Origin of the sequence: Streptomyces sp. enrichment culture (assembly GCF_964272895.1) — a bacterium.
Classification (GTDB): Bacteria; Actinomycetota; Actinomycetes; order Streptomycetales; family Streptomycetaceae; genus Streptomyces.
The window spans coordinates 413179-424690 of sequence record NZ_OZ186832.1 but is presented as its reverse complement, the minus strand read 5'-3'; the positions used below and the strand labels follow the sequence as shown (position 1 = coordinate 424690).

Below are 11512 nucleotides of genomic sequence, written 5' to 3'. Positions count from 1 at the left end.
CCCGTGCGTCACCTCCTTGGAGGCACCGGGGGCGCGGACCGGCCGCAGACCCACCCCGGCGACGGTCGTCCGCCCACCCGGCCGTCGACCCCGCCCACCGCGCCGGCGGTGGACCTGTTCGCTCACGGCTCGGACACGGCATACGGCTCCAAGGCCGGCGTATCGCCGTGCGAGGGCCGCGACGGGAGCGGGAGCGCAGGGGTGCCGGCGGCCGCCGTCCTCCCGGACCGCCCCGCGAGGCGGCAGCCCAGGCAGTCCGTGTGGCCCGCGCGGGCGGTGGGGTCCTTGGCACGCCAGTGCCGCAGGCCCGCCGGCCGCGGTCCGCCGGGCTTGCCCCAGCCGGCCAGATGCAGCAGCCAGGTGGTGAGCAGCGCCAGCAGGAGGACGGCGGCGCCCGCCAGCGCGAGGAGGCCGGAGGTGGCGACGACGGCGAGGCCGCACAGGGTGAAGCCCACCGACGCGAGGGCCGTTCCGGTCCAGCCCGCGAGGGTGTGCCCCATGTCGTGGTCGTCGTCTCCATGCAGGAACACGGATGTCTCCTTGGCGGTGGGATCCTGAGAGGGCAGGTCAGAGCCCGCTCGGAGAAGTTTTATCTCACGAGCTAAGATACTTAGATGCTAAGGGGATGCTGTGGGGCAAGGCAAGACGCGCCCGGCCGCGACCGTGGACCAGGCGATGTTCGCCATGGACCGGATGATCGCGACGGCACATTTCGGGCAGCAGGACATCGCCCGCGGCCTTGGCCTCAACGCCACGGACCTCACCTGTCTGGGATTCCTCATCGAGGCGTCGATGGCCGGTGACGCCCTCGTGGCCGGCGACCTCGCCGAACGGGCCAGGCTGACGACCGGAGCGGTCACCGGCGTCCTCAACCGCCTGGAGAAGGCGGGCTACGTCCGGCGGCAGGCCGACCCTCACGACCGCCGGCGCGTCCTGGTCGTGATGGAGGAGGACGCCCAGGCGCGCATCCTTGAGGTCTACGGCCCCGTCTACGAACGCCTGTCCGCGCTGTTCGCCGACTACGACGCCGATGAGATCGCCGTCCTGGCCGACTGGTTCACCCGTGCCCGGGGCCTGCTTCTGGAGGCCCTGGAGCAGATCCGCGAGGACGGCGGCTGACCGCGCCGGGCGCGGCAGACGCGGCGACGGCCCACCGAGCCTGTCGGTGGGCCGTCGCCGGGCCGTGCGGGTGTCGTCGGGTCAGGACTTCCCGGACGGGGTGAGGAGCACGAAGTCGGCGCCCGAGGGGTCCACGCACACGGCGAGGCGGCCCACGTCCTCGGCGTCCTCCGGCCCCATCTGCACGCTGCCCCCGTTCTCCGTGACGCGGAGGACCGCCGCGTCGCAGTCGTCGACGTCGAACACGGGGTGCCAGTAGGGCCGCCCGCGCGTCAGGGTCAGCTGCTCCGCGGGCAGGTTCATGATGCCGCCCTGCATCCGCTCCTCCGGCAGCCCGGCCGGGGTGACCAGGGAGTAGGTGCCGCCACCGCCGGGCAGCTCCATGTCGCTGTAGGTCCAGCCGAAGACGTCGCCGTAGAACTTCTTCGCACCCGCGGCGTCCGGGGTGTAGAGCTCGGTCCAGGACAGTGCGCCGGGTGCGTCGAAGAGTTCGGCGCCCCTGTGCGAGCCGGGCTGCCAGACGGCGAACTGGCCGCCGAGGGGGTCGCTGAACTGGGCCATCCGGCCCCACTCGTCGAGGTCCGTCGGCGGCACCCGGACGCTGCCGCCCGCCTGCTCGACCGCGCGGGTCGTGGCGTCCGCGTCGGTGACGGCGTAGTAGATCATCCAGGCCGAGCGGGCGCCCTGCTCGGTGAGCTTGCCGAGCCCCGCGACGAGCTTGCCGTCCTTGCGGAACATCCCGCCTTCCATGTCCTCGCCGTCGCCCATGGACTCGTACTCCCAGCCCAGCACGGTGCCGTAGAAGGCCGCCGCGGCCGGCACGTCGGGGGCGCCGAGATCGAGCCAGCAGGGAGTGCCGGGGGCGCAGTCGGTGGTGATCATGAGGATTCCCTTCGCTGTGGTGCGCGTGCTGAACGGTGGACCCCGCCCGCCCCCGAAAATCATCGCTCCGGGCCGGACGCCCGGCGACACGGACGCCTGGCGACACGGACGCCCGGCGACACGGGCGGAGCCGTCCGGCGGGCGGCGGCCGGGAGCCTCGACCAGACTGGCAAGCGGGCGCCTTCGCCCCACCGGCGGCGGTCAGCCCCCGGAGGGTGCCGTGAGCTCCGGGGAGGTGCCGTGCCCCGGGGAGTCGCGGTCCCCCTCGCCCCACCGGCCGCCAGGCGCCCCCGCCACCACCGCTTTTCGGGCGCCGCCGCCCGGGAACCCGGTGGCTGTCCGACCAGCACCCCAGGTCAGGAGGCCGACGTGACCGACGCCCAGCGCAACCAGCAGGACCCGACGACGCAGCACCCGCGCCCCGACTTCCCCGCGCAGGACCAGCCGCATCCCGGATGGACCGGCCCGATGGACCCGCCGCCGGACCACGGCGAGGACTCCTACCGCGGCTCCGGCCGCCTGGAGGGCCGCGCCACCGTCATCACCGGCGGTGACTCCGGCATCGGACGGGCGGTCGCCCTGGCCTACGCCCGCGAGGGCGCCGATGTGCTCTTCACCCACCTGGCGGAGGAGGAGGGCGAGGCCCGCGAGACCGCCCGGCTCGTCGAGGACGCCGGACGCAAGGCGGTCGCGGTGCCCTGCGACATCCGCGAGGAGGACAACTGCCGGGCGCTGATCGAACGGGCGGTCGCGGAGTTCGGGCGGATCGACGTCCTGGTCAACAACGCCGCCTACCAGATGTCCCAGCCGGACGGCATCGAGGCGATCACCACCGAGCAGTTCGACCGCGTGATGCGCACCAACCTCTACGGCATGTTCTGGCTGACCAAGTTCGCCGTACCGCACATCCCGGAGGGCGGCAGCGTCATCAACACCACGTCCGTGCAGGCATACCAGCCCAGCCCGCACCTGCTGGACTACGCGACCACCAAGGGCGCGATCGTCACCTTCACGCAGGGCCTCGCCCAGATGCTCGTCGACCGCGGCATCCGGGTGAACGCGGTCGCACCGGGCCCGGTGTGGACCCCGCTGATCCCCGCGACGCTCCCCGACACCGCGGAGTTCGGCAAGCAGAGCCCCATGGGCCGCCCGGCCCAGCCCGCCGAACTGGCCCCGGCCTACGTCTATCTCGCCTCCCAGGAAGCCAGCTTCATCACGGGCGAGATCCTCAACGCCACCGGCGGCACCCCGCTGCCCTGACCCCTGTGGCTCGCGCGGGCGTTCGACTACGGTGAGGCCATGCCTCGGGACACCGTCACCGCCAACCCGCTGCGGCAGCTCACGCTGGACCAGCTCCGCCGGCGGACCAGCGTCAAATGGCGCACCTACCCGCAGGACGTCCTGCCGCTGTGGGTCGCGGAGATGGACGTGCCGCTGGCCGAGCCGGTCGCCCGCGCGATCACGGACGCGGTCGGACACGGCGACACCGGCTATCCGGCCGGCACCGCATACGCCGAGGCGCTCGCGGAGTTCGCGCGCAAACGCTGGGACTGGGACGGCCTGCGGGTGGAGCGCACGGCCCTCGTGCCGGACGTGATGCTCGGCGTCGTGGAGATGCTCAAGCTGGTGTCCGGACCGGGCGACCCGGTCGTCGTCAACTGCCCGGTGTATCCGCCGTTCTACCAGTTCGTACGGAGCCTGGGGCGCCCCATCGTCGAGGCGCCGCTGGGGCCGGACGGCCGCATCGACTTCGCGGCGCTGGAGGCCGCCTTCGGGCGGGCCGCGCGGGCCGGGCGGACTCCCGCCTACCTGCTGTGCAGCCCGCACAACCCGACCGGGACCCTGCACACCGCCGAGGAGCTGGCACGGGTGGCCCGGCTCGCGCGGACGCACGGGGTGCGGGTCGTCGCCGACGAGATCCACGCCCCGATCGTGGCCGCCGGGGCGTCCTTCGTGCCGTATCTGAGCGTGCCCGGCGGCGAGGACGGGCTGTCGCTGATGTCGGCCTCCAAGGCGTGGAACCTGGCCGGGCTGAAGGCCGCCGTGGCCGTCGCGGGTCCGGCGGCGGCCGACGACCTCGCCCGGCTGCCCGAGGAGGTGAGCCACGGCCCCAGCCACCTCGGGATCATCGCCCACACCGCGGCCCTGCGCGACGGCGGCGACTGGCTCGACGCACTGCTGGCCGGCCTCGACGAGAACCGGCGGCTGCTGGCCGCGCTGCTCGCCGCGCACCTGCCCGGCGTGGACCACCGGCCGGGCGAGGCCACCTACCTCGCCTGGCTGGACTGCCGCCCGCTGGAGCTGGGCGACGACCCGGCCGCCGTCTTCCTGGACCGCGGCCGGGTGGCGCTGAACTCCGGCATCCCCTTCGGTACCGGCGGCACCGGCTTCGTCCGGCTGAACCTGGCGACCTCGCCCGAGATCCTCACCGAGGCGGTACGGCGGATGGCGTCCGCTCTTCGGTGAGGCAGGCCGAGTCTTCGGTGAGGGACGCCGAGTCGTCGGTGACCGTCTCCGAGTCTTCGGCGACCGTCTCCGAGTCGTCGGCGACCGAGGCCGAGTCCTCCGTGAGGGACGCCGGGTCTTCGGCGACGGACTCCGAGGCGCACAGATAGGGCCGCGCCAGCAGCAGCCCCGTCGCCGTCAGCGCGATCCCGAGGTAGACCGGCGCGAGGTGGACGAGGTCGGTGTAGCGGATCGTCCCGTGCACCACCACGGCCGGCAGGAACCCGGCGGCCGCGGCGACGGCCAGGCTCCAGAACACCCACGCCTCGCCCCGCCGCCAGCCCCACGCGCTGAGCAGGGTGATCGCCACCGCGGCGGACATCAGGGCGCCGCCGAACCCCGCCCGGTCGTGCGCGACGAAGGGCACGAGCCGCGGGCTGACCTCCTCCAGCGCCTCGGCACTCGTGCCGAGGAAGGTCAGATCCGTCGGCACGAACACCCCCGTCAGACCGACCACCGAGATCACCGCGCCGCCGACGAACAGCCCCACGCCCGTCACGATCAGCAGCAGCTGGCCGGTCAGCGCCCGCCGCCGCTCCCGCTCCGGCCCCTCGGGCACCCGCCGCCAGCGCGCGGTGTGCGGGACGCGGCGGACCCCGGCCAGGAACATCGGGAACAGCACCAGCGCGGCGGCCGTGTGCAGGGGCTCCACGAAGCCGGTCGCCAGGAAGTAGAAGAGGGTGGGGAAGCCGACCGCCCCCGACAGCAGGAACACCTCGCGGGCCCACGGCCGGTTGCGCCGGATCCCGCCCACCGCGAGGCCGGTGTAGAGGGCGCCGATGGACACCATCGTGCCGGCCATGGTGATCCGGTCGTGCTGGAGGAAGTGCACGAGGTGGTGGTTGGCGGCGTGCAGGTCGTGCAGCGTCATGCCGAGGTAGTCGCGGTCGTACCAGAGCAGCACCGGCCCCAGGGTGATCCCCGCCGCGCAGAGCCCGGCCACCGTCATGCCGAGCCCCACCAGCAGCGCCCAGCACCAGGCGGGCCAGCGGCGCGGATCGCGGCCGACGTCCCGCAGCCGCGGGGCCGGCGCGGTGGGCGTGGCCGCCTCGACGACCCGGGCGAACCAGCCGGGCCCGGCCGCGACCAGCACCGAGGGCCGGGCCAGGACGACGGTGTCCGGGTCGTCGAGCGCGGCGGCCGCCTCGGTCACCGAGGGGCCGGTGACCACATGGGCGTCGCCCTCGCTGGTGAAGCCGTCGACATGGGCCCCGAGGGCGGCACGCACCTCCGGATCGCCGGTGCGCACGACCACCGGGATCGACCGCCCGGCGGCCGCCTCCCGTACGGTCTCCACGTCGGCCGCCGCGACCGGTCCGACCTCGACGACGCCGGCGCCCAGCGGAGGCATGGCACGCACGACGTCGTGGGCGAGCGCGGGCGGCACGGCGATGCCGAGCCGGACGGTGAGAGGCACGCCCCCGAGCTCACCGGCGAGACGGCGCGGCGGATGCCGGTGCCCGAACCCGCGGGAGATCAGCCGGGCGCCGGCCGGCCGGGCGCCGATCGAGGCCAGCAGGCGCAGGGCGGTGCGCTGGGAGCGCCGCTCACCGAGGACGGCGGCAGCGGCGCCGCGCAGCGGGTGGTACGTCCAGTCCGGCATCAGGGGGTCTCGTTCTTCGTCGCGGTGACCGGTCCGCTGGGCGCGGTCCAGCCGAGCACCGGGGTCATGGAGCGCAGCGTCACCCGGACCGGCGTCAGCCGGGCGGCCGTGTCGCGCAGCAGCGCGGCGGGCGGCCAGGCCAGCTGGCCGAGCGTGCCCAGGCGCGCGGAGCGACGGGCGACCGCCCGTGTCCGGGGGCGGCGCAGCAGATCGTACGAGCGCAGCGCGGCGGCCGGGTCGGGGGTGCCGTCCAGACAGTGGGCGAGGGTGACCGCGTCCTCCAGCGCCTGGCACGCGCCCTGGCCCAGGTTGGGCGTCATGGCGTGGGCGGCGTCGCCGAGGAGCGCGACCCGGCCGTGGACGAAGGAGGGCAGCGGCGGCAGTTCGTAGAGGTCGTGGCGGAGCACCGCGTCCGGGCGGACGGCGGCGAGCAGGGCCGGGACCGGGTCGGGCCAGGAGCCGAACCGGCGCAGCAGTTCGTCGTACTCGGACGGGGCGCAGGCCGTACCGGCGGGCAGCGACGCGGTGCCGAAGCAGTACATCCGCCCGCCCGGCAGCAGCGTGTAGCCGAACCGCTCCCCGCGCCCCCAGATCGCCGCGCCCTGCGTCGGCCGCTCGGTGAGCGGTTCGGTGACCGCGCGCCAGGCGGTGTAACCGGCGTACCGGGGGCCGGCCGCGTCCGGCCACAGGGCGCGGCGCACCGCGCTGCGCAGCCCGTCGGCGCCGACCACCAGGTCGGGTCGGGACACGCCCCCGCGGTGCTCGACGACCGGGCCGTGCCCGTCGTCCCGTACCGCCGTCACCTCGCTGCCCGGTCGCAGGCTGTCGGCGGGCAGCGCCCCGGCCAGCACCCGCAGCAGCTCCGCGCGGTGCAGCACGACCAGGGGCCGGCCGAAGCGGCGCTCCAGCTCCGCGTTGTCGGTACGCGACAGCCAGCGGCCCCGCCGGTCCCGTACGCCGCCCGCCGCGTCGAGGGCGCCGGCGGCCCGTACGGCGTCCTCCAGACCGAGGACCTCCAGCGCGCGCAGCGCGTTCGGCCACAGGGAGATGCCCGCGCCGATCTCGGTGAACCGCGGCGCCCGCTCCAGCACCTCGACGTGCCAGCCCCGGCGGTGCAGCGCGATGGCCGCCGCGAGGCCGCCGATCCCGCCGCCGACGACGGTCGCGGTGCGCTGGGGCATGGTTCCTCGCTCGGGGTGCGGGGGCCCGGGCCCCGGTCGGATGTACGTCGATCCGGTGCCCGAGCGTAGTACGCGGCCGCGCCCCGCCGGGACCCGGACCCCCGCGATCGTGGCCGGTCAGGCGGGGTGTGTCCGGTCCACGGTGAGGACGATCTTGCCGGTGGTGCGGCCCGTCTCGCCCATGGCGTGCGCCTTGGCGGCGTCCGCGAGCGGGAAGACGGACTCCACGTGGACGCGCAGGGCGCCGGACTCGACGAGCTCGGCGACGGCCGTCATGCCGGCGTGGTCGGCCTCGACGAGCATCGTCTCCACGCGCACGCCGCGCGCCGCCGCCTTCGCGGGCTCGTCGGGGTCGGTGCCGCCCAGGATGGAGACGAGGACGCCGCCCGGGCGCAGGACGTCGAGGGAGCGCGTGCGGGTGTCGCCGGACAGGGTGTCGAGGACCATGTCGACGTCCCGCACCGCGTCACGGAAGTCGGTGGTGCGGTAGTCGATCACCTCGTCCGCGCCGAGCGAGCGCACGAAGTCGTGCTTGGGGGCGCTGGCCGTGCCGATGACATACGCGCCGAGCGACTTGGCGATCTGCACGGCCAGGTGGCCGACCCCGCCCGCGGCGGCGTGGATCAGGACGCGCTGCCCCGCGGTGACGTGGGCGGTGTCGACGAGGGCCTGACGGGCGGTGAGGGCGGCGAGCGGCAGGGCGCCTGCCTGGACGTGGTCGATCGAGGCCGGCTTGTGCGCGAAGGCGCGGGCGGGTCCGGTGACGTACTCGGCGTGGGAGCCGACCCCGTGCGGGTACGGCAGCATCCCGAACACCTCGTCGCCCGGCTTGAACAGGGTCACGCCCCAGCCGACGGCCTCGACGACGCCGGAGACGTCCCAGCCGAGGACGAGTGGCCGGCGGCCTTCCAGGAAGAGGCCGGCGGCGCGGTGTTTCCAGTCGGTGGGGTTGACTCCGGCCGCCCGGACGGCGACGAGGATCTGGCTCGGCCCCGGCACCGGGCGGGGCAGCTCCACCTCCTTGAGCACTTCGGGGCCGCCGTGAACGTCCTGGCTGATCGCACGCATCGTGGGGTTGTCGGTCATGCGCTCCAGCCTCGCCGCCCGGCCGGGGCCGTACCATGGCATGAAAGCCATCTTTCGACGGGATCGTGCCATGGGTGTTCATCGTGTCGTCGTCCTCGCGCTGGAGGGGGTCTATCCGTTCGAACTCGGCATCCCCAGCCGTGTCTTCGGCACCGCCCCCGACCGGTACGAGGTGCTGACCTGCTCGGTCGACGGCGGCCCGGTCACCACGAACTCCGACTTCTCGGTCACCGTGGGGCACGGCCCCGAGGTGCTGGCGTCGGCGGACACGGTGCTGCTGCCGCCGTTCGACACCTCGCTGCTCACCCGTGAACTGCCGCCGGACATCGGCCGGGCACTCGCCGCCGTGCGGCCCGGCACCCGGATCGTGTCCATCTGCACCGGCGCCTTCGTGCTGGCCGCCGCAGGACTTCTCGACGGCCGCCCCGCCACCACCCACTGGGCCCTCGCCGACACCTTCCGCACCTGGTACCCGACGGTGGCCCTCCACCCGGACGTGCTGTTCGTCGACGACGGCGACGTCCTCACCTCGGCCGGTGCCGCCTCCGGAGTCGACGTGTGCCTCCATCTCGTCCGCAAGGACCACGGCTCCGCCGTCGCCAACCAGGTGGCCCGCGCCTGTGTCGTCCCTCCGTGGCGGGACGGCGGCCAGGCGCAGTACATCCAGCACCCCGTGCCCGCGGCCTCCGCCAACGGCACCTCGGCCACCCGCCGGTGGGCCCTGGAGAACCTGCACGAACCGCTGTCCCTGGCGGACCTCGCCGCCCACGCCCGGATGAGCCTGCGCACCTTCGCCCGCCGCTTCACCGAGGAGGTCGGCATGAGCCCCGGCCGCTGGGTCATCCAGCAGCGCGTCGACCGCGCCCGGCATCTGCTGGAGACCACCGACCTCGCCGTCGACGACATCGCCGGGCAGGTCGGCTTCGCCTCCGGGACCTCGCTGCGGGAGCACCTGCACGCCGCCATCGGGGTGTCGCCGCTCGCCTACCGGCGCACCTTCCGGGGCGCGGCCACCCCGGTGGAGTAGGCGGGCCCGCCGGGTATTCCCGCGGACCCATCGGAATGCCGATGCCAGGCATCGGTTTCCCCATTGGTGGCGCAGGCGGCACGGGTCTACGTTCGATGACATCGCCGCACCGGCCACCGCGCCGCGGGAACGCGGAGCGCGGGCCGCCGGTGAGCAGGCGCTGTCAGGCCCCTTCCCGGCCGTCAGACCCTCTCCGAAGGAAGCATCATGTCGAAGATCCTCTTTGTGATGACCGGCGCCGACCACTGGACCCTCGCCGACGGCACCCAGCACCCGACCGGCTTCTGGGCCGAGGAGGCCGTCGCTCCCTACGAGGCGTTCCGGGCCGTCGGCCACGAGATCGTCGTCGCCACGCCCGGCGGGGTCGTCCCGCCCGTCGACAAGGGCAGCCTCGCGCCCGAGTACAACGGCGGTCAGGAGGGCGCCGACCGCGTCGCCGCCGCGCTCGCCGCGATGGGCGAACTGCAGCGCCCGATCCGGCTGGAGGACGTGAACCTCGACGACTACGCCGCCGTCTTCTACCCCGGCGGTCACGGCCCCATGGAGGACCTCGCCGTCGACGCCGCCTCCGGCGCGCTGCTGGTCGACGCGCTCGCCTCCGGCAAGCCCCTCGCCGTGGTCTGCCACGGCCCGGCCGCGCTGCTCGCCGCCACGAAGGACGACGGCTCCAACGCCTTCGCCGGGTACCGGGCGGCCGCGTTCACCAACGCCGAGGAGACCCAGGGCGGCCTCGCCGACAAGGCCCGCTGGCTGCTGGAGGACCGCCTCGTCGAGGCCGGTGTGGACGTCCAGGTCGGTGAGCCGTGGGCGCCGCACGTCGTCGTCGACCGCAACCTGATCACCGGCCAGAACCCGGCCTCGTCCGCCCCGCTCGCGGCCGAGGTGCTGAGGAAGCTGGGCTGACACCGTCGGCCGAGGTGTCGAAGAGGTGGGGGTCGGCTCGCGGCCGAGGTGTCGAAGAGGTCGGGGTCGGCCCGCGGCCGAAGTGCCGAGCAAGCCGGAGCCGGAGGTCGGCCCCCCGACCGAGGCGCCGAAGACGCCGGGCCGGCCCACCCAGGGAGCCATAGGCCCGCCGAGCCATAGGCGCGCCGATACATTGGTGCGCATGGCACATCCGCATCCCGATGGTTCCCTCCCCGTCGCGGACCTCAACCTGCTGCGGACCTTCCTGGCCGTCTACCGCTCCGGCTCCTTCACCGCCGCCGCCGGACTGCTGGGCCTGTCGCAGCCCACGGTGACCGCGCAGATCCGGTCCCTGGAGCGGCAGACGGGCCGCGAGCTGTTCGCGCGGCTGCCGCGCGGGGTCGCCCCGACGGCCGTGGCGCACGACCTCGCGGCCCGGGTCGCCGCGCCGCTGGACGCGCTGGCCGCCGCCACCGGTCAGGAGCCCTCGCCCGAGCGGCGTGCCGTGCCCGTCCACCTGGCCGGTCCCGCCGAGCTCCTGTGCGCCCGTGTGCTGCCCGCCCTCGCCCCGCTGGTCGGCGAGGGCGTACGGCTGCGGATCACCGTCGGGCTGACCGACCCCCTCCTGGACGAACTGCGCGCCGGCCGCCACGACCTCGTCATCGCCACCTACCGTCCCCGCGGACGGTCACTGACCGCCGAGCCGCTGATGGACGAGGAGTTCGTGCTGCTCGCCGCGCCCGTGTGGGCCGACCGCGTCAAGGAACGGCTGGCGACGGAGGGACCCGCGGCACTGCACACCGTCCCCCTCGTCACGTACGCCGAGGATCTGCCCATCGCGCGGCGCTACTGGCGTCATGTCTTCGGTACCCGGCTGTCCCGCCCGGCCGCCGTCACCGTGCCCGACCTGCGCGGAGTCCTCTCGGCGGTCGCCGCCGGCGCCGGGTTCACCGTGCTGCCGCGCTATCTCTGCCAGGACGAACTGGCCTCCGGCGCCCTCGTCGCCCTGCACGAGCCGGACGACCCGCCCATCAACACCGGCTACCTCGTCCGACGGCCCGGACGGCCCGGTCACCCCCATGTCACACGGGTCCGCGAGCTCCTTCTCGAGGCGGGCCGCACCTGGTGACCGCATGGGGCCGCGGCCCCGTCCGTCCGTGCCGGAGCGTCCCTGGCGGGTGCGGCAGTTGCCTGCGTGACAAGATG

General features: G+C 74.6%; 11 protein-coding genes. 6 read left to right on the top strand and 5 right to left on the bottom strand.

Annotated elements, in window-relative coordinates:
* Nucleotides 1–122: 122 nt before the first annotated feature.
* Entirely contained in the window at nucleotides 123–500 is a 378-nt protein-coding gene (locus ACSU6M_RS01875; protein WP_437074967.1) for an HGxxPAAW family protein, read from the bottom strand.
* 175 nt (nucleotides 501–675) lie between these two features.
* Between ACSU6M_RS01875 and ACSU6M_RS01870 the strand changes: the two genes are divergently transcribed.
* The gene (locus tag ACSU6M_RS01870; protein ID WP_437074966.1) at nucleotides 676–1119 is read left to right on the top strand and encodes a MarR family transcriptional regulator; all 444 of its coding nucleotides are present in this window, start codon (nucleotides 676–678) and stop codon (nucleotides 1117–1119) included.
* Nucleotides 1120–1200: 81 nt separating this feature from the next.
* Here ACSU6M_RS01870 and ACSU6M_RS01865 read toward each other — a convergent pair whose 3' ends face one another.
* Complete coding sequence (locus tag ACSU6M_RS01865; RefSeq protein ID WP_437066418.1) at nucleotides 1201–2001, bottom strand: VOC family protein; 801 nt, start codon at nucleotides 1999–2001, stop codon at nucleotides 1201–1203.
* A gap of 369 nt (nucleotides 2002–2370) precedes the next feature.
* On the opposite strand from ACSU6M_RS01865, the gene ACSU6M_RS01860 reads away from it, so the two are divergent.
* Both ACSU6M_RS01860 and ACSU6M_RS01855 read left to right on the top strand, forming a co-directional pair.
* Nucleotides 2371–3261, top strand: a complete 891-nt coding sequence (locus tag ACSU6M_RS01860; RefSeq protein ID WP_437066416.1) for an SDR family oxidoreductase — start codon at nucleotides 2371–2373, stop codon at nucleotides 3259–3261.
* A 39-nt stretch (nucleotides 3262–3300) separates the two neighbouring features.
* Nucleotides 3301–4467, top strand: coding sequence for a MalY/PatB family protein (locus ACSU6M_RS01855; RefSeq protein ID WP_437066414.1), 1167 nt, complete (start codon nucleotides 3301–3303; stop codon nucleotides 4465–4467).
* On the opposite strand, the gene ACSU6M_RS01850 is transcribed toward ACSU6M_RS01855, so the two are convergent.
* The 3 genes from ACSU6M_RS01850 to ACSU6M_RS01840 form a co-directional block, all read right to left on the bottom strand.
* Entirely contained in the window at nucleotides 4427–6109 is a 1683-nt protein-coding gene (locus ACSU6M_RS01850) for a hypothetical protein (RefSeq protein ID WP_437066412.1), read from the bottom strand. The two genes, ACSU6M_RS01855 and ACSU6M_RS01850, sit on opposite strands and share 41 nt — an antisense overlap.
* A complete protein-coding gene (locus tag ACSU6M_RS01845) occupies nucleotides 6109–7290 on the bottom strand; it encodes an FAD-dependent monooxygenase (protein WP_437066410.1) in 1182 nt (393 codons plus the stop codon). Before ACSU6M_RS01845 ends, ACSU6M_RS01850 begins: the two co-directional genes overlap by 1 nt.
* Before the next feature lie 117 nt (nucleotides 7291–7407).
* Nucleotides 7408–8358: an NADP-dependent oxidoreductase gene (locus ACSU6M_RS01840; protein ID WP_437074964.1), complete on the bottom strand. Its 951-nt coding sequence runs from the start codon at nucleotides 8356–8358 to the stop codon at nucleotides 7408–7410.
* Between the two features lie 88 nt (nucleotides 8359–8446).
* On the opposite strand from ACSU6M_RS01840, the gene ACSU6M_RS01835 reads away from it, so the two are divergent.
* The 3 genes from ACSU6M_RS01835 to ACSU6M_RS01825 all read left to right on the top strand — a co-directional run bounded on the left by ACSU6M_RS01835 (nucleotide 8447) and on the right by ACSU6M_RS01825 (nucleotide 11435).
* The gene (locus ACSU6M_RS01835) at nucleotides 8447–9403 is read left to right on the top strand and encodes a GlxA family transcriptional regulator (protein ID WP_437066408.1); all 957 of its coding nucleotides are present in this window, start codon (nucleotides 8447–8449) and stop codon (nucleotides 9401–9403) included.
* Nucleotides 9404–9610: 207 nt separating this feature from the next.
* Nucleotides 9611–10306, top strand: coding sequence for a type 1 glutamine amidotransferase domain-containing protein (locus ACSU6M_RS01830; protein WP_437066406.1), 696 nt, complete (start codon nucleotides 9611–9613; stop codon nucleotides 10304–10306).
* A gap of 202 nt (nucleotides 10307–10508) precedes the next feature.
* Nucleotides 10509–11435 carry a LysR family transcriptional regulator gene (locus ACSU6M_RS01825; RefSeq protein ID WP_437066405.1) on the top strand — a complete coding sequence of 309 codons (927 nt, stop codon included), beginning with the start codon at nucleotides 10509–10511 and terminating at the stop codon, nucleotides 11433–11435.
* The last annotated feature ends 77 nt before the right edge of the window (nucleotides 11436–11512 follow it).